General features: G+C 68.3%; 18 protein-coding genes. 8 read left to right on the top strand and 10 right to left on the bottom strand.

Annotated features, from left to right (window positions below; all coding sequences use genetic code 11):
* Positions 1–19 precede the first annotated feature (19 nt).
* The 8 genes from NL241_RS10155 (at position 20) to NL241_RS10120 (ending at position 7,329) form a co-directional block, all read left to right on the top strand.
* The gene (locus tag NL241_RS10155) at positions 20–298 is read left to right on the top strand and encodes an acyl-CoA carboxylase subunit epsilon (protein ID WP_487691430.1); all 279 of its coding nucleotides are present in this window, start codon (positions 20–22) and stop codon (positions 296–298) included.
* Positions 295–936 (top strand): Maf family protein, encoded by a 642-nt coding sequence (locus NL241_RS10150; RefSeq protein ID WP_494397451.1) that lies wholly within the window; start codon positions 295–297, stop codon positions 934–936. Before NL241_RS10155 ends, NL241_RS10150 begins: the two co-directional genes overlap by 4 nt.
* Before the next feature lie 10 nt (positions 937–946).
* Entirely contained in the window at positions 947–1,843 is an 897-nt protein-coding gene (locus NL241_RS10145) for a sulfurtransferase (RefSeq protein ID WP_487691427.1), read from the top strand.
* Positions 1,844–2,028: 185 nt separating this feature from the next.
* Positions 2,029–2,439: a SufE family protein gene (locus NL241_RS10140; protein WP_487691460.1), complete on the top strand. Its 411-nt coding sequence runs from the start codon at positions 2,029–2,031 to the stop codon at positions 2,437–2,439.
* A gap of 224 nt (positions 2,440–2,663) precedes the next feature.
* Positions 2,664–3,458 carry a hypothetical protein gene (locus NL241_RS10135; RefSeq protein ID WP_494397450.1) on the top strand — a complete coding sequence of 265 codons (795 nt, stop codon included), beginning with the start codon at positions 2,664–2,666 and terminating at the stop codon, positions 3,456–3,458.
* Between the two features lie 159 nt (positions 3,459–3,617).
* Positions 3,618–5,417, top strand: a complete 1,800-nt coding sequence (locus NL241_RS10130; RefSeq protein WP_487691424.1) for an acetyl/propionyl/methylcrotonyl-CoA carboxylase subunit alpha — start codon at positions 3,618–3,620, stop codon at positions 5,415–5,417.
* 175 nt (positions 5,418–5,592) lie between these two features.
* Entirely contained in the window at positions 5,593–6,999 is a 1,407-nt protein-coding gene (locus NL241_RS10125; RefSeq protein ID WP_494397449.1) for a PE-PPE domain-containing protein, read from the top strand.
* Between the two features lie 6 nt (positions 7,000–7,005).
* Positions 7,006–7,329, top strand: coding sequence for a hypothetical protein (locus tag NL241_RS10120; protein ID WP_487691420.1), 324 nt, complete (start codon positions 7,006–7,008; stop codon positions 7,327–7,329).
* Here the strand turns inward: NL241_RS10120 and NL241_RS10115 are convergent.
* Genes NL241_RS10115 through NL241_RS10070 form a run of 10 tightly spaced genes read right to left on the bottom strand, consistent with a single transcriptional unit; the run spans position 7,326 to position 16,889 of the window.
* Positions 7,326–8,921, bottom strand: coding sequence for a gamma-glutamyltransferase family protein (locus NL241_RS10115; protein WP_494397448.1), 1,596 nt, complete (start codon positions 8,919–8,921; stop codon positions 7,326–7,328). The genes NL241_RS10120 and NL241_RS10115 overlap by 4 nt on opposite strands.
* On the bottom strand, positions 8,918–9,310 hold the full coding sequence (locus NL241_RS10110; protein ID WP_494397447.1) for an allophanate hydrolase-related protein: 393 nt from the start codon (positions 9,308–9,310) through the stop codon (positions 8,918–8,920). The genes NL241_RS10115 and NL241_RS10110 overlap by 4 nt, the downstream gene beginning before the upstream one ends.
* The gene (locus NL241_RS10105; RefSeq protein WP_494397446.1) at positions 9,307–9,984 is read right to left on the bottom strand and encodes a GntR family transcriptional regulator; all 678 of its coding nucleotides are present in this window, start codon (positions 9,982–9,984) and stop codon (positions 9,307–9,309) included. Before NL241_RS10105 ends, NL241_RS10110 begins: the two co-directional genes overlap by 4 nt.
* Complete coding sequence (locus NL241_RS10100) at positions 9,981–10,835, bottom strand: shikimate dehydrogenase family protein (RefSeq protein WP_494397445.1); 855 nt, start codon at positions 10,833–10,835, stop codon at positions 9,981–9,983. Before NL241_RS10100 ends, NL241_RS10105 begins: the two co-directional genes overlap by 4 nt.
* Positions 10,832–12,211 (bottom strand): allantoinase AllB, encoded by a 1,380-nt coding sequence (allB, locus tag NL241_RS10095; protein ID WP_487691410.1) that lies wholly within the window; start codon positions 12,209–12,211, stop codon positions 10,832–10,834. Before allB ends, NL241_RS10100 begins: the two co-directional genes overlap by 4 nt.
* Positions 12,208–12,993, bottom strand: a complete 786-nt coding sequence (locus NL241_RS10090; RefSeq protein ID WP_494397444.1) for an ABC transporter permease — start codon at positions 12,991–12,993, stop codon at positions 12,208–12,210. The genes allB and NL241_RS10090 overlap by 4 nt, the downstream gene beginning before the upstream one ends.
* Positions 12,990–13,805, bottom strand: a complete 816-nt coding sequence (locus NL241_RS10085) for an ABC transporter permease family protein (RefSeq protein WP_494397443.1) — start codon at positions 13,803–13,805, stop codon at positions 12,990–12,992. The genes NL241_RS10090 and NL241_RS10085 overlap by 4 nt, the downstream gene beginning before the upstream one ends.
* Complete coding sequence (locus tag NL241_RS10080; RefSeq protein WP_487691406.1) at positions 13,802–14,596, bottom strand: ABC transporter ATP-binding protein; 795 nt, start codon at positions 14,594–14,596, stop codon at positions 13,802–13,804. Before NL241_RS10080 ends, NL241_RS10085 begins: the two co-directional genes overlap by 4 nt.
* Entirely contained in the window at positions 14,596–15,837 is a 1,242-nt protein-coding gene (locus tag NL241_RS10075) for an amidohydrolase family protein (protein ID WP_494397442.1), read from the bottom strand. Before NL241_RS10075 ends, NL241_RS10080 begins: the two co-directional genes overlap by 1 nt.
* Positions 15,837–16,889, bottom strand: a complete 1,053-nt coding sequence (locus tag NL241_RS10070; protein WP_494397441.1) for an ABC transporter substrate-binding protein — start codon at positions 16,887–16,889, stop codon at positions 15,837–15,839. The genes NL241_RS10075 and NL241_RS10070 overlap by 1 nt, the downstream gene beginning before the upstream one ends.

Below are 16,889 nucleotides of genomic sequence, written 5' to 3'. Positions count from 1 at the left end.
ATCCCTGAAGGGAACACACATGTCTCAGCACGTCGACATCACCGAGGTCAGCGACCCGCGCGATATGACCATCGACGATCCTGCCCCGGCACCCACCGAGATCAAGATCGTCAGCGGCGAGCCCACCGATGAGGAGATCGCCGCGCTGGTCGCCGTGTTCGCGGCGACCGGGGGCGGCACCGGCGACCCGGGCCCGCAGGAGCTCAACCCCTGGGGCCATCCCGTCGACAAGCTGCGCTACGGCCTGACCAGCTGGCAGCGCGTCACTCTGCTGGAGCGGACACATATGCGGCGATGACGCGGCTGGTTCTCGCGTCAGCCTCTTCGGGGCGGTTGAAGGTTCTGCGCCAGGCCGGTGTCGATCCCCATGTGATGGTCTCCGGGGTCGACGAGGACGCCGTCATCGCGGCACACCCGGATGCACCCCCGGCCGAGGTGGTGACGGCCCTGGCCACCGCGAAAGCGCGTGATGTCGCCGCTGGTCTGCCTGCGGACATCACGCGCGATTGTGTTGTGATCGGCTGTGATTCGATGCTCCTGTTGGACGGCCGGTTGCGCGGCAAACCCGGCACGCCTGAGGCCGCGCGTGCGCAATGGCGGTCCATGGCCGGCCGCAGCGGACAGCTGTTCACCGGCCACTGCGTGCTCAGGATCAACAAGTCGGAAAGCCAGCAGCGCGCCGAATCAGGCTGCACCACAGTGCATTTCGGCGATCCCACCCCACCCGATCTCGATGCCTACGTAGCCTCGGGTGAGCCGTTGTTCGTCGCCGGGGCCTTCACCCTCGACGGCCTCGGCGGCTGGTTCATCGACCGCATCGATGGTGATCCGTCGAATGTGATCGGCATCAGCTTGCCGTTGATTCGCCGGCTGCTGGCCGACCTGGATGTGTCGGTGGCCCGGCTGTGGGCCTCCAACCCCGCCTCGCCCCGGTAGGCTCGTCATCGTGCCGCTACCTGCAGATCCCAGCCCCAAGCTCAAGGACTACGCCCACCCCGAGCGCCTGGTCACCGCCGACTGGTTGTCGGCACACCTGGGCAGTAAGGGTCTGGTGATCGTCGAGTCCGACGAAGACGTCCTGCTCTACGACATCGGCCACATTCCCGGCGCGGTGAAGATCGACTGGCACACCGACCTCAACGACCCGAACGTCCGCGACTACATCACCGGCGAGCAGTTCGCGGAACTGATGGACCGCAAAGGCATTTCGCGCGACGACACCGTGGTGATCTACGGCGACAAGAGCAACTGGTGGGCGGCCTACGCACTGTGGGTGTTCACATTGTTCGGTCACGAGGACGTCCGGCTGCTCAACGGTGGGCGCGATCTGTGGATCTCCGACGGCCGCGACACCACGCTCGACGTGCCGACCAGAACCACCACCGGCTACCCGGTGGTCGAGCGTAATGACGCACCGATCCGCGCCTTCAAGGACGACGTGCTCGCGACGCTGGGCACCGAGACACTCATCGATGTGCGCTCCCCGCAGGAATACACCGGCGAGCGCACCCACATGCCGGACTACCCGGAAGAGGGCGCGCTGCGCGGCGGCCACATCCCCACCGCGGTCTCCGTCCCCTGGGCCAAGGCCGCTGACGACCACTCCCGGTTCCGCAGCCGTGCCGAACTCGACGAGATCTACAGCTTTGTCGGCGAGGCCGGCAAACCGGTGATCGCCTATTGCCGCATCGGTGAACGTTCCAGCCACACCTGGTTCGTGCTCACCCACCTGCTGGGCGTGGAGAACGTCCGCAACTACGACGGCTCCTGGACCGAATGGGGTAACACCGTGCGGGTCCCGATCGTGGCGGGTGAGGCGCCGGGAGACGCGCCCGTGAGCTGAGTGAGCGGAACGAGCGCCAGCGAGAGACGGGAACGAAGCGAACAATCAAACCCGTGAGCTGAGTGAGCGGAACGAGCGCCAGCGAGAGACGGGAACGAAGCGAACAATCAAACCCGTGAGCTGAGTGAGCGGAACGAGCGCCAGCGAGAGACGGGAACGAAGCGAACAAGGAGGGCCCCGTGAGCATGCCCGCACCTCTGGCTGAGGTGGTGTCCGACTTCGCCGAGATGCAGGGTCAGGACAAGCTCCAGCTCCTGCTCGAATTCGCGCAGGACCTGCCCGAACTGCCCGGCGATCTCGAAGAGGCGGCCATGGAGCCGGTCCCGGAGTGCCAGTCGCCGCTGTTCCTGCACGTCGACGCCGCCGACCCGGCGCGGGTGCGGCTCTTTTTCAGTGCGCCCGCTGAAGCACCCACCACCCGGGGGTTCGCCTCGATCCTCGCCACCGGGCTGGACGGGCAGAGCAAAGACGACATTCTCGCCGTACCCGACGACTTCTACTCCGAACTCGGGCTGGCGGCGTTGATCAGCCCGCTGCGGTTGCGTGGCATGTCGGCGATGCTGGCGCGCATCAAGCGCCGACTGCGCGACGGGTAGGCGCCCGGGGCCATCCACGGCGCGCGGGTCGAGACGGCCCCGCAGTACAGCTCCGCTGATTTGCTGTGCCGTCACAGCGACTCGTCATCTGCTGTTGAGCGCTGCGTTCCGGCCTGTCCGGCAAGTGCGCCAGACAGGCCTGCAGTTACCCGGGCAGGAGCCACTTAGCGAACGAAGGTTCAGCAATAACCTGTGGTGGGAACACTGCCACTATGATCGAGCAAATGACCGAGACGCGTAGCGGGCGTCGCAGCGACGTCATCGCAGCTCAGCTCGCCGGGCACGTCAGCCATACCCGGCAGGATCTCGACCGCGAGGGGCTGGTCCACCTTGCGGGCGTCATCTCCGCCGACTGGCTGACCGCCGCGCGTGCGGACATCGACGGTTACATCGCTCGGCACGGGTCGGGTGAACACAGCCTCGTCGACACCGACGACTGGGAGTGCCCCACCATCGAGGAGTTCGCGGAGGACGAGCGAGTCGAAGCCTTCCTTCACGGCCTCACATCGCTGTCCAACGACGCCGGTTATGCCGGCTATCGCCAGCGAGTGCTGCGCATCCTGGACGGCTCAGCGGTTGATTCGCCACCCTTTGACTGGCACTACGACGCCAACGCGGTGACGATGCTGGTTCCCCTCGTCATTCCCCAGGACGGATCCGGTCACGTCGCGATGTTCCCCGACCATCGCCCACACCGGCGCTGGGCGATGCTGAGTGCGGCGGAGCGGCTCGTGGTGCACAACAAGGCCTATGGCCGCCGGCTGCGGCGGCGCTACGAGGACGACCCGGGGGCGTTCACACTGCGACTCACGCCCGGCGATGTGTACCTGTTCCGCGGTTATCGCGCGCTCCACGCCACCCTGCCGTGGCCGTCGGACACGCTGCGGGTGACGCTCATCCTCCAGTACGGCCATCCGTACGGACCAGAGGGCTCGCTTGTGCGGGCCGTGCGGGCGCGGCGCGCCCACATCAGGAATCGACGCACCGGCGACGGCGTGCACCAGAATCCGGTGCACTGACCACACCCCTGACAACGCTCGATGCAACTTACTTTGCAGTAACCGGCACCGCCTCACGCCGGCTTCAGGCGGGGCGCTTAAACTGCCCGATAGATTCTTAAAGACGTTTCTTAGACACGGCCGCCCTCGGCCAACAGACTTAACTCAGTAGGAGGCGCAGTGCCTAGTCACGCCAGCTCGAGCATCTCCAAGGTTCTCGTCGCCAATCGCGGCGAGATCGCGGTCCGGGTGATCCGTGCGGCCAAAGATGCCGGCCTGGCCAGCGTGGCCGTCTACGCCGAACCCGACGCCGACGCCCCCCACGTGCGCCTGGCCGATGAGGCCTTCGCCCTCGGCGGCCAGACCTCGGCCGAGTCGTACCTGGTGTTCGACAAGATCCTCGACGCCGCTGCCAAGTCCGGCGCCAACGCCATCCACCCCGGCTACGGCTTCCTCTCCGAGAACGCCGACTTCGCCCAGGCCGTCCTGGACGCCGGCTTGATCTGGATCGGCCCCAGCCCTCAATCCATTCGTGACCTCGGCGACAAGGTCACCGCCCGCCACATCGCCGCCCGCGCCAAAGCCCCCCTGGTGCCCGGCACCCCTGACCCGGTCAAGGACGCCGACGAGGTGGTCGCCTTCGCCAAGGAGTACGGCGTGCCCGTCGCGATCAAGGCCGCGTTCGGCGGCGGCGGCCGCGGCATGAAGGTCGCCCGCACCCTCGAAGAGATCCCCGAACTGTTCGAGTCCGCCACCCGTGAGGCGGTGGCCGCCTTCGGGCGCGGTGAGTGCTTCGTCGAGCGCTACCTGGACAAGCCCCGCCACGTCGAGGCACAGGTCATCGCGGACACCCACGGCAACGTGGTGGTGGCAGGCACCCGCGACTGCTCGCTGCAGCGCCGCTTCCAGAAACTGGTCGAAGAAGCCCCCGCGCCCTTCCTCACCGAGGCGCAGCGCAAAGAGATCCACGAGTCCGCCAAACGCATCTGCAAGGAAGCCGGTTACTACGGCGCCGGCACCGTGGAATACCTGGTCGGCCAGGACGGCCTGATCTCCTTCCTGGAGGTCAACACCCGCCTGCAGGTCGAACACCCGGTCACCGAGGAAACCGCCGGTATCGACCTGGTGCGCCAGCAGTTCCGCATCGCCAACGGCGAAGCCCTCGACATCACCGAAGACCCCACCCCGCGCGGGCACTCCTTCGAATTCCGGATCAACGGCGAAGACGCGGGCCGCGGCTTCCTGCCCGCCCCGGGCCCGGTGACCAACTTCGTCCCGCCCACCGGCCCCGGTGTGCGCCTGGACTCCGGCGTGGAAACCGGCTCCGTGATCGGCGGCCAGTTCGACTCCATGTTGGCCAAACTGATCGTCTCCGGCGCCACCCGCGAAGAGGCCCTGGAACGCTCCCGCCGCGCCCTGGCCGAATTCACCGTCGAAGGCCTGGCCACCGTCATCCCGTTCCACCGCGCCGTGGTCTCCGACCCCGCCTTCATCGGCGACGAGAACGGTTTCACGGTCCACACCCGCTGGATCGAGACCGAATGGGACAACACCATCGAACCCTTCACCGGCGGCGGAGCCGTCGACGAAGAGGAAGCGACACCCCGTCAGACCGTCATCGTCGAGGTGGGCGGCCGTCGGGTCGAGGTGTCACTGCCCGGGGATCTCGCCCTCGGTGGCGGCGCCCCGGCCGGTGGCAGCGGCGTCATCCGCAAGAAGCCGAAGCCGCGCAAGCGTGGCGGTGGCGGCGGCGCGGCAGCCTCTGGTGATGCGGTGACCGCCCCGATGCAGGGCACCGTGGTCAAGGTGGCCGTCGAAGAGGGCCAGCAGGTCTCCGCCGGTGATCTGATCGTGGTGCTGGAAGCCATGAAGATGGAGAACCCCGTCACCGCGCACAAGGACGGCACGGTCACGGGCCTGTCGGTGGAGGCCGGTGCGGCCGTCACCCAGGGCACCGTCCTCGCTGAACTGAAGGACTGACCTCTTCCGTCCGCGCGCCGAGTCAGCGGTCCGATCCACCTGGTGAGGACCGCTGACTTCAGGAAATTCTCCTGTATCGCCACATTTGGCAAACAGCTCGGTTAACGTTGCCCGAATTCAGCGAGGCTGACTTCGGGGAGTCAACGTGCGCATTCGCGGTATCACACGGCCGGTAGTGACCACTGTTTTCGTGACCATGATCGTGGTGGGCGGGGCGTTCTGGCCGTCGCCGGGGATAGCTGCGTGGTTGTCGGCCAAGACGGTCCTGATGGTTCCTGGCAACAACGACCCCGACGGCGCGGGAATCGAGGCGAAACTCAACGGGCACTTCGACCACAAGGGCCCGAATTTCGCGTTCCCCGGCTACGACACGGTGAAGGTGCCGTGGCTGTCGGATTCTTTCGACTTCGACCCCGGGTATGCGGTGTCGCAGGCCGACGGCCTGAACCGGCTCCACACCGCGGTGACGCTCTACCGCGACATCGAGGATGGCGACGACGTCGACCGGATGGTGATCGTCGGTTACTCCTCGGGCGCCGTGGTGGTGATCGAGGAGATGAAGCAGCTGGACGCGACGGAGGCGTTGTCACCCGAGCAGGTCGAGTTCTACGTGTTCGGAAGTCCGCACCGCCCGAACGGGGGCATTTACGCCCGGTTCCCGGGCTTGGCGATCGGCGACGTGGTTTTCGCCGGCCCCAACCCCGACACCCGGTACGAGCTCACCGACATCGGCTACGAATACGACCCGGTGTCGGATTTCCCGGCCTATCCCCTGATGCCGCTGACGCTGATCAATGCCGTGATGGGTTTTCAGGAGCTGCACGTCAACTATGTCGGTCCGGAATCCGACCCGGACAACGCGCTCGACGACCCCAACATGACCTACTACGACCAGACCCGCGGCATCAGCTACGTCACCATCGCGGCGCCGCACCTGCCGATTCTGATGCCGCTCTATCGGATGATCGACGATGTTCCTGTGCTGCGACCCTTCGTCGAACCGGTTCTCAAACTGGTCGAACCGGCACTGAAAGTGCTCGTCGACCTCGGCTACCGCCGCGACGTCCCAGTCGGCGAGCCGGTTCCGGCAGGACTGTTCCCGAGGATCGATCTCGCGAAACTGGTTGCAGATCTTGCACATTCGGTGGTTGCCGGCGTCAACGACGCGGTCGCGAGCATCACCGGTTCACCGGCCCCGGGCTCCCCTCCCACCACCCCGGTGGCCCCGCTCGCGCCGCACGCCACCGCCGTCGAGGCCCCGGGTCCCGACGCCGCAGCGCAACCCGCCGGCACAGGTGACAGCGTGCAGACCCAGCCTGGCAAGACCTCCCGGAGCAAGGCCGTAAAGCGTGGTGAGCTCGCGGATCCCGACGAGGCGTCGCCGCGTGAGCGCTCCGGCCGACCGCACACCACGGCCAGTGTTTCCGACGGCGCCGCCGACACCGCAGAGCAGCCAGGCCGGCGCAAAGATGCCACCACCGACACGCGACCGGGCCGGGCTACCACCACCGAAAGGGCGAGTACCGCCAAGATGGACTCCGTGAGAAGCCCGAACAGGCGGCAGTCGGCCGACGCCGCCTGACCCGATATGGAACCCGTCGAAATCAACGCGGGCAGTTGGTACCTGCGTGCGCTGCGAGCCGATGAGCGTGTCGATGACCGGCCCGCGCTGGCCGATCTGGGCGAAGCCGACCCCGCCTACGTCGATCGGTGCACCCGCGACTGGCTCGACGACGTCCGTTACACCTGGGCGGTTTCTGAGCCGACCACCGGCGAGATGCTCGCCGAGACCGCCCTGAACCCCACCGACGGCACTGTCCACTCCCGGGTCAGAGACGGCCACGATGACGCGGCCCGCACCGCCGAGGAGGCGGTGCGCCGTTTCGCCCAAGGTGCCCTGGGCCTGCCCTAGAAGGCGAGGGCCACAGACTCCATCCGGTGATCCGCGCCCCCGGTGAGCAGGCCGGTGCCGGGATCCCGGGCCACCCCCTGCCCCGTACCGAAACCGTCGGCACAGAATTCGACGGCGTGCCCGCGCGCGGTCAGCTCGGCGGCCAGGTGAGGAGCCCACGACGCGAAGGCCGGTTCCAGCAGCGCCGTGCGGCCGTCGGGATGGCTGAGGAAGCGCGGGTGGTCCACCGCACGCTGGATGTCCATACCGAAGTCGACGACGTTGGCCAGCATCTGGCGCACGGTTTCCACCCGCGTCTTGCCACCGGGTGAGCCGACGATCACCCGGATCGCTCCGTCCTCATCGAAAACCATTGCCGTACATGGATTTTGCTCGAGTCGGCGGCCTCCGGCAACTGAGTTGGGCCGGGCCGGGTCCACGTGCGCGAAGTACAGCGAGCTGTTGGCGACGACGCCGGTGTCGGCCACCACCGCGCCGGCCCCGAAGGGCGCGCCGACGGTCTGCATCAGGTGTACCGCGTTGCCGGCACCGTCGACGGTCACCAGGGTGATGGTGTGTGACGGCCCCGCGGTGTCGACCAGGGTGGTGTTGGCGTACGGACCGACCTCAGCAAGCATGCCGGCGATGTGGTCTGGCTCCACCAGCCAGTCGAATGCGGTGGCCGGCGACTCTGATTCGCCAAGATAGCGGGTGCGGTCGCGGCGCATCAACTTCGCGGTCTCGAGGCTGGCATGCACGTAGTCGGGGTCGATCGGTGACGCCGCTCGGGGCAGCCGGTCCAGCAAATGGAGGCCCTGCACGAAGGTGAGGTCGCCCAGCGGGGCGGGTGCACCGACCACCCGGTGGCCGCGGAACGTGCCGACGCCGGGTGCCGCCCACCGCGGCCGGTAGTCGGCCAGATCCGACATCGACAGTGTCCCGCCGTGCGACTGGTAGAAGCCGGTGATCCGCTGCGCCAGTTCCCCGGTGTAGGCGGCTTGTGCCCCGCCGTCGGCCAGCGTGCGCAACGTGGCCGCCAGATCGGGCTGGCGCAGCGTCGCGCCCGCGGGCAGCGGATCGCCGTCGCGCAGGAACACCGCGGCACTCGACGGCCACGCCCGCAGCTTGGGGCAGGCGCCGGCGATGGTGTCGTGCAACAGCTCGGAGACAGCGAACCCGAATTCGGCGTACCCGATGGCCGGCTGCAGCGCGGCCGCCAGCGACCAGGTTCCCGCGGTGGCCAGCAGCTGCTCCCAACCCGCGGGCGCGCCGGGCACCAGACTGCCCAGCAGCCCAGCCCCTGAGGCTTCCAGGGCCGGCCCGTCGATCAGTCCTTCTGCGTCCGCAGTGAACATCTCAGGCCCGGTGTTCCGCGGCACCCGGCCGTGGAACTCCAGCACCTCGGTGTGGCCGGTTGCGCCGGAATGCACTGTGGCCCAACCACCTCCGCCCACGCCACTGGAGAACGGCTGCACCACCGCCGCCACCGTCGCGGCCACCACGGCAGCGTCGACTGCATTGCCGCCCGCCTTCAAAACCTCCAGTGCCGCCTCACTGGACAATCGATGCGGGGTGGACACGCAGCCGTGCTCGCCGGCCACCAGTGCACTCACCGGGTGCTGAGCAGGTAATCGCGCCAGCCGCTGCCCGCTTCGATCTCGGTCATCCAGGGATCTGACGTCGAAACCCCGGCGCGCAGCACCATGCTCAGCGCGCCGCCCCCGTCAGCAAGTTCGATCACCGACAACTCCAGCTCGGCTGGTTCGAGAGGCAGCACCTCGTCCCGTAGTACCGCGTAACTGACACGGTAGAGCTCGCCGGGCACCGCCCAGCCGGTGTCGGCGGGCACCAGGGCGGGGAACTGATCGCGGCAGGCGAAGAAGCGGTACCGCGGCGCGGTGCTGGCGGGGCCGAGGGCGACGCCGCTACGGTGCAGCGGGCCGTTGAGCGAGCCGCCCGTCATCGCCTGACCGTTGACGAAGAAGTGCACCTGGGCCGTCATGGCCGCTCCGACCGGATGGCGGCCAGGTGCTCGTTCATCACCTGTTCTCGATGCCCGCGGCGGGCGTGTGCTCGCATCTCCGCGAGGGCAATCTCCTGGTCTCCGCTGGCGAGCGCGTCGAGCAGTTCCCGATGTTGGGCCACCGGCTCGTATCCTTCCTGCTGTACGTAGTCGTCACTGGGGTACATGTAGGTCCCCACCGCCAGCGTGCGCGCCGCGCCGGAGAATGCGGCCGTGTTGATGGCGGCGTGCAGGTCCAGGTGCGCGATTGCGTACACCGGTGAGTGGATGCCGTGTTCGCGGTAGGCGCTCTCCAACGGCTGCAGCAGCGCGTACAGTTCGGGCCAGGCGACCTCGGTGACCTTCTGGGTGAGCAGTGTGGCCACCACCTGGTCGACCGCCACGCGCAGCAGGTGCAGCTCTTCCCGTTCCCGGGGACTGATACTGACCACCTCCAGGTGCCCGCGCCGCAGCCGCACGATCAGGCCCTCGGTGGCCAGCCGTTGTAGCGCCTCGCGCACCGGGGTGCGGCTGACGCCGAGATCGCTGGCGATCTGCTCCTCGACCAGCCGTCGCCCGCTGGGCAGCTCACCCGAGACAATGGCCTGACGCAGATAGGTGTAGGTGCGCTCACGTGCCGAAAGTGTTGCCGTGGAAACTTTTTCGTCGCTCATCGGATATCCGTCCATCGGCGTAGGCCGGCCGCCCGGCAGCGGTGGGTGACCTGCTGCATGTAGATGCCCGACATGGCCACTGCGCCCGCGTCCAATGCTCGTTCGACCAGGGTGGAGCGCCGATTGTTGAGGTCGAAATACGCGCTGCCCGGCCGCAATACGGCGTCGATATCGAAGGCGAACGGTGTCTGCTCTGATTCAGGGGTCTCTCCCCACGTGGTGGTGTTGATCACGACATCGGCCTCGACACTGCCGATCTCGCCGGGCGGAGCGACCCGGACACCGAACCGTTCGACCAGCGGGGCTGCCTTGGCGGCGTCACGAGCGCTGACCACCGCTGCGACCTCGGGCCAGGCCCGTTCGATCGCCAGCAGCACCGACCGGGTGGAGCCGCCGGAGCCCAGCACAAGAACCTGCCGCGGGGCGGTGGTGCCGATCAGCCTCCGCAGTACCGCCAGCACCGCCCAGGTGTTGGTGTTCACTCCGTAGGTGTACCCGTCTCGGGTCAGTACGGTGTCCACCACCCCGGTGCGCTGCGCCGACGGCGACAGGTGGGTGACGAGTTCGGCGGTGACGAGTTTGTGGGGACTCAGCACGATCCCGATGTCCCAGCCGTCGTCGGCCAGCAACTCGTCGGCACCGGCAAACGCCATGGTCCGGGCTACCGGCAGCTGCACTTCGTCGAGAGCGCGCCGCAGCTGCGGTGAGCGCAGCGGTTTGTCGGCGGTGGTGCCGATGGCCGCCACCGATACTTCCCGCCGCGGCGACTCGGCGGCCGGAGGTGCGCTCAGTTCGGCGACGAGGAACTCCCCGACCGCTGCGGTCAGCGGTTGGCTCAGCGTGCCGGTCACAGTGCCACTCCCCAGGTGCTGGCGGTGGTGTCGCGGGGTGCGACCTGCCGACCGCGGGGTGCACCCACCACCTCGCCGCGCTCGGCGATGAGTTCACCGCGCAGGTAGGTCGCTTCGACAGCGCCGGTGGTCGACCAACCCTCATAGGGCGTCACGGGGTGTTTGGAGTGCAGGTGGGTTCCCCTGATAGTGCCCACCGCGGTGGGGTCGACGAGGATGAAGTCGGCGTCGGCGCCCACGTCGAGGTGCCCTTTGCGGTCATCGATGCCCCAGATCCGGGCCGGATTGGCCGAACACAGCCGCACGAAGTCGTGAATACTCAAGCGGCCCTTGGCAACCTGGGTCAGCATCAGCGGGACACTGGTCTCGACGCCGATCCACCCGCCGTGGGCGCACCACACGTCCGGCTCGGCCTGTTCCTCGGCGGAGTGCGGAGCGTGGTCGGTGGCGATGATGTCGACGTCACCGCTGCCGATGCCGTCCCATAGTGCCTCGCCGTGCTCGGCGGGCCGTACCGGCGGGTTCAGTTTGACCAGGTTGCCGAACTCATCGTAGGAGGAGTCGTCGAGGAGCAGGTGCCCGACGAGCGCCTCGACGGTCACCCGGTGTCCGAGGCCGCGCAGCATCCGGACCCGCTGCAGGCCCTCCCGGGTGGACAGGTGGTGGATGTGCAGGGTGGTCCCGGTGGCGCCGGCCAGGGTCACGATCCGCGTGACGGCTTCCACCTCGACCAGCGGTGGTCTGCTCTCCAGGTGCGCCCGCACGTCGGTTCGGCCCTGTGCGCGAAGCTCTTTGGCGAGTTGTTGCAGTAGCGGGTTGTTCTCGGCGTGCACCCCGACCACCAGACCGGATTCTCTGGCCGCGAGCAGGCCGCGGTAGATGGCGCCGTCGTCGGGACACGGATTGTCGCCGGTGGTCTGGCCCATGAAGAGTTTGAGGCCGACGGCGCCTGCTCCGGCGAGCTTGGGGATCTCGTCGGCGTTGTCCTGGCCGAGCATCCCGTAGAGGCCGTAGTCGACAAAGGCCTTGTCGGCCACCGACTCCTGTTTGTGGGCGAAAATGTCCAGGGTCGCCACCGGCGGTACCGTGTTGGGCATGTCGAAGACCGTGGTGACACCGCCGACTGCGGCGGCCCTGCTGCCAGTGCCGAAGTCCTCCTTGTAGGCCATCCCGGGCTCCCGGAAGTGCACATGAGCATCGACGACACCGGGCATCACATACCGCTCGGCGGCATCGACCTCCTTGCGGCCCTTGCCGAATCCGGTCCCGATGGCACACACGGTGCCGTCGTTGACGGCGAGGTCGGCGCGGATCAGCCGGTGCGGGGTGACGATGGTGCCGCCGCGCACCACCAGGTCGTATACGGGTGTGGTCATCGGTGTGCCTCCTGGATGCCCACCGCGGTGGTGTAACCGCGGCGTTCGGCGAAGTGGGTGATCAGATCCGGCAGCGCGTAGGACAGCAGGCCCAGCCCGGCGGCGACGACGGTGGCCGCCCACAACATCGGTGTTTCACGATTGGCCTGCGACAGGGCCATCAGGCTGCCCAGCCCGGGACGGCCGGACAGCCATTCCGACAGGATGACCGCCATCACCGACAGCGGCACCGTGATCCGCAGGCCCACCAGCAGCCCGGCCCACGCGGACGGCAGGTACATGGTGCGGGCCCGGCGGAGGAACCCGGCCCGGTACAGCTCCGCCAGATCGTCGAGGGCGGCAGGCGCGGCGTGGACACTCGCCGCCGCCGACACGAAGAGCGTGAAGGTCGCGACAATCACCACGCACAGCACCGACGTCCACAACCCGCGGCCGACCACCAGGGTGATCAGGGGCGCCACGCCGACGATCGGAATCGTGCGCAGTACCAGGGCGTACCCCGTCACCGGCCGGTGCAGGACGGGCCAGCGCACCACCGCCAGTGCGAGCAGCAAGGCCAGCGCGCCTGCCACGGCGATGCCGACCGCGGCCGCGGTGAGGGTGGCTGCGGCGCTGCCGGCGAGGGTGCCTGAGTTGGCGCCGATGTGGGTCAGGGTCGCCACCGGCGTGGGCAGGCTGTAGGCGGGGATGTCGTGGGTCCAGATAGCCAGCTGCCAGCCGGCGATCAATGCCGCTACGGTGAGCAGCACTCCCCCGACCACCCGGGTATTGGCGCGGGTCATGTGAGGGCCTTCCGGATCGGCAGCATGATCAGGGCGACGGTGGCGAGCAGGGCGACAGCGACGGCCGCGGCGAGGACCATCGCCGCCCACAACAGCGGGGCCTGATAGCTGTACAGGGCATTGGCCATCAGGCCGCCGAGGCCGCGTTCGCCTGCGGCGCCGGACCATTCGGCCACGATGGCGCCGACGAAGCAGGCCGGCAGCATGGCGCGCAGCCCGATGTCGACGATCGGGACGGTCCGGCCGAGGCCGACGTGACGCCACCATCGAATGGAGCTGGCCGAGTACAGGTCTCCGAGGTCGGAACGCCCGATCTGAGTGGCGTGGGCGGCGGCGCCCAGCATGGCGGCGACGGGAACCAGCCCGCTCAGCACGGTGACGACGGTGATCAGTGAGCTTCCGCGCGGGATCAGGATCGACAACACCGGGGTGGCACTGATCAGCGGCAGGCTGCCCACGACGACGCTGACGCTGACCAGCCACGGGGACAACCACGGCGCCATGCCCACCACGACCAGGCCGGCCGCGGTGATCGCCAGCAGCAGCACTGCACCGGTCACGGCGGCGGCCAGCGTGGGCTCTGCGTTGTACCAGATGATTCCCCACTGATCGACGAGCGTGCCGACGGCCACGTCCGGGCCGATGAAACTGGGACCGAGCGCCCCGGCGGCGGCGACCGCCCACCAGGCCGCCAGCAAGACCGTTGTGCCACCGGCGAGCCACAGTGCTTCGCGTGCCAGCCGTGGGACCGGTGCGCGGGGGGTTATCACCGGACGGGTCATCGTCGGCGTCGTCACGGCGGCGGCGGTCATGACACCTCCAGGCTGGCGCGGATCTCGGCACACAGCGCGGCGAACTGTGCGGTGTCCCGGAACGCCCGGCGGTCGGAACGGGCGACGTCGACATCGTGGACGGCCCGCGGCGTGCAGGGCCGTGGTGAGAGCACCACCACCCGGTCACCCAGCAGCACCGCCTCCTCCACCGAGTGGGTGACCATGAGGCAGGTGGTGCCGGTGTCGTCGAGGATGGCCAGGAGTTCGAGGTTGAGCTGGCTACGGGTGATCTCGTCGAGTGCGCCGAAGGGTTCGTCGAGGAGCAGCGCCGACGGCTTTGTGGCCAGCGCGCGGGCGACCGAAACCCGTTGCCGCATACCGCCCGACAGCTGGCGCGGGCGGTGCCCGGCCCACTCGGTCAGCGAGGTGATGGCCAGCAGGTGGTCGACCCAGGCGCTGTCTTTCGGTAGGCCGGCCAGGTCGAACGGCAACTCGATGTTCTTGCGGACCGACCGCCATGACAGCAGCGACGGGTCCTGGAAGGCGAAGCCGATCCGCCGGGCCGCCCGCAGCTGGTGCGCCGAGGTTCCGGTGTACGAGATCTTCCCGTCGGTGGGATCGACGAGTCCCGCCGCCATCCGCAGCAGCGTCGACTTGCCACAGCCCGACGGCCCGAGCAGCACTCCGACCCGTCCGGGTTCCAGGTTCAGAGACACCTCACGTACTGCCGGTGTGCGGGTGCGCCCGCTGCGGTACTCGTAGGAGACATTGGTGATGTCGAGCCCCAGCGACGTGCGCTGCGCGCTGGGGTCGACCGTCAAATCGGTCATCACAGTTCTCCGATGGTCAGTGGAACCGGGGCATGCGCGCCGGCGGAGTGCACGGCGCGGCCGTCGACCCACAAGGCGGCGACGCTCAGCGGAGCGGCCAACACGGCGTCGGCAACCGACCACCCCGGGCGGCCGATCAGCCGCGCCCGCGGGCCGATGTCGGCGATCAGCAGGTCGGCCACCGCACCTTCGGCGATCGCCACGGGTCGCTGTGGCCCCACCGCGCCGGACTGGAAACCCATGGCGAGAATGTCAGCGGCACAGGCACTCTCATGCATGTGTGCCTGCACCAGTCCACGCAGCAGCCGCAGTTCGGTCCACGGGTCGCCGTCGTCGTTGAGGGTCAGCCCGTCCAGCCCCATTCCGGGTTTCATGCCGCTGTGCAGCAGCTCCGCCACCGGCGGTACACCGGAGCACAGTCGCAGGTTGGAGCTCGCGTTGACCGCCAGTCCGCAGCCACGTTCGGTGAGCAGGGCGATCTCGTCGGGACGCAGCTGAGTGCCGTGTGCGAACCAGATGTGCGGGCCGAGAACGCCCAACTGATCGAGCCGGTGGACGAGACCTTCGGGGTACACCTCGTCGGCCCAGACCCGCTGCGCGGGCGATTCCAGCAGGTGCATGTGCAGCCGCACACCGTGCTCGAGCGCGAACTCGTTGAGCGCGCTCGTTGCCCGTTCGGTGACCCATTGCGGACCCACTGGTCCGAGCTGCCAGTCGACGGCGGGGAGACGGGCGGGCAGCCGGGCGAACAGCTGCAGCCGGGCGGTCAGGTCGGCGGTGTCACCGCGGTCGTCGCGGCCTCGCATCCGGCCGCCGGTATCGGCGTAGGGCACCACCACCGCTGCTCTGATCCCAGCGGAAACCGCTGCGTGGTAAGCCTCTTCGAGTTCAACGCCGATGTCGGGAGTGCCGGGGTTGACACAGAACACCGCTGCGCCCACTCCGTGGCCGAGCAGCTGTCGCGCTGCGTTGCCCACCAGATTCGTCTGGCCGCGGCTGTCGTCGGCCAGCCGGGGGATCCAGCTCTCCAGGGGTCCGTCCGCGATCCCGGCGACAGACAGACCGTAGCCGCGGCCGTGATCATGGCTGTTCACCAGGGGTGACATCGCCACCAGAGTCGATCCGGTCGACTCGAGCGCGGCCATGGCGGCGATCCGTTCGCCGGTGACGGTGATGGCCGTCGGCCCGGACGCCGACCGTCCGTCGGGTCCGAGTACCGCCACGACGTCATGGCACGCCATCAGGTGTCCTCGGCGGCCGCCGACAGAATCGACTGTGTCATGACGGCATCGGTATCGACGGGTGCTGCGAGATCGCCGGCGTCGGAGTACAGCTGCGCGATCGTGGTGAACGTCGCCGGCTCGATCCACATCAACCCGTTCTGCTGGGCGGCTCCCGAGGTGATCAGCGGCACCGCCGCTGCGGCGGAGAGCTTTTCGTCGGCCAGCACCGCACCCGTCTCCTGGTGGTACTGGTCCCAGGTGTACTGCGCGATCTCCTCCGGGTTGGCGACGAAGTACTCCCATCCCCGCCTGTCCGCGCGCAGCCACTTGGCCAGCAGATCGGCCTTGCCGGACACGGTGTCGCTGGTGGCGAACAGCGCGTTGCCGTAGTCGGGGTTGCCGAGTTCGGCGAAGTAGATGATGTCGACGTCGACGCCCTGCTGTTGCAGTGAGAGTCCCTGCTGGGTGCCGTATCCGATGTAGCCGTCCACCTGCTTGGAGCTCAGGATGGACGGGTCGGTCCCTACCGGGACCATGGTGACGCTGGCGGGGTCGACTCCGGCCTTGGTCAGCATCGCCGTCAGTAGCGCCTGCTCCCCGGTGGGCAGGCCGACGGTCTTGCCGCTCATCTGCGCCAGGGTGGTCACCGGGTTGGACTTCAGCGACATCAGCGCGTTCGGCGTTTCCTGGTAGATCGTCGCGAACGCCTGCACGGGGATGCCCTGGCTGCTGGCGATGATGATGTCGGATCCGTTGGCGTCTCCGATATCAGCCTGTCCGGTGGTCACCACCTTGACCGGGTCGATGTTGGGCCCGCCGGACAGGAATACGGCGTTGATGCCTTCTTCCTCGAAGTACTTGTTCTTCAAGGCCGCGAAGTGCCCGCCGAACTGGGTCAGTTTCTTCCAGCCGAGTTGTGCGGTGACCGTGGTGAGTCCAGGCACCTCCGATGGCTCCGCGGCCGACGAGCATGCGGCCAGCACGGGCCCGGCCACGGCCAGGGTGGCCGCGCCGAACAGCCCGCGCATCACGGTGCGGCGGTCGAGGGGTCGTGCCGGGAAATGGTTCAT

The organism is Mycolicibacterium sp. SMGY-1XX (assembly GCF_059132455.1).
The sequence above is the reverse complement of the archived record's forward strand: the minus strand, read 5'-3'. Positions and strand labels throughout refer to the sequence as shown.

What these genes read in the sequence shown, in the direction of transcription:
- NL241_RS10155 (WP_487691430.1), top strand. Translation starts at nt 20, where the DNA reads ATGTCTCAGCACGTCGACATCACCGAGGTCAGCGACCCGCGCGATATG.
- NL241_RS10150 (WP_494397451.1), top strand. Translation starts at nt 295, where the DNA reads ATGACGCGGCTGGTTCTCGCGTCAGCCTCTTCGGGGCGGTTGAAGGTT.
- NL241_RS10140 (WP_487691460.1), top strand. Translation starts at nt 2,029, where the DNA reads ATGCCCGCACCTCTGGCTGAGGTGGTGTCCGACTTCGCCGAGATGCAG.
- NL241_RS10135 (WP_494397450.1), top strand. Translation starts at nt 2,664, where the DNA reads ATGACCGAGACGCGTAGCGGGCGTCGCAGCGACGTCATCGCAGCTCAG.
- NL241_RS10120 (WP_487691420.1), top strand. Translation starts at nt 7,006, where the DNA reads ATGGAACCCGTCGAAATCAACGCGGGCAGTTGGTACCTGCGTGCGCTG.
- NL241_RS10110 (WP_494397447.1), bottom strand. Translation starts at nt 9,310, where the DNA reads ATGACGGCCCAGGTGCACTTCTTCGTCAACGGTCAGGCGATGACGGGC.
- NL241_RS10105 (WP_494397446.1), bottom strand. Translation starts at nt 9,984, where the DNA reads ATGAGCGACGAAAAAGTTTCCACGGCAACACTTTCGGCACGTGAGCGC.
- allB (WP_487691410.1), bottom strand. Translation starts at nt 12,211, where the DNA reads ATGACCACACCCGTATACGACCTGGTGGTGCGCGGCGGCACCATCGTC.
- NL241_RS10090 (WP_494397444.1), bottom strand. Translation starts at nt 12,993, where the DNA reads ATGACCCGCGCCAATACCCGGGTGGTCGGGGGAGTGCTGCTCACCGTA.
- NL241_RS10085 (WP_494397443.1), bottom strand. Translation starts at nt 13,805, where the DNA reads ATGACCGCCGCCGCCGTGACGACGCCGACGATGACCCGTCCGGTGATA.
- NL241_RS10080 (WP_487691406.1), bottom strand. Translation starts at nt 14,596, where the DNA reads ATGACCGATTTGACGGTCGACCCCAGCGCGCAGCGCACGTCGCTGGGG.
- NL241_RS10075 (WP_494397442.1), bottom strand. Translation starts at nt 15,837, where the DNA reads ATGGCGTGCCATGACGTCGTGGCGGTACTCGGACCCGACGGACGGTCG.
- NL241_RS10070 (WP_494397441.1), bottom strand. Translation starts at nt 16,889, where the DNA reads ATGAACCATTTCCCGGCACGACCCCTCGACCGCCGCACCGTGATGCGC.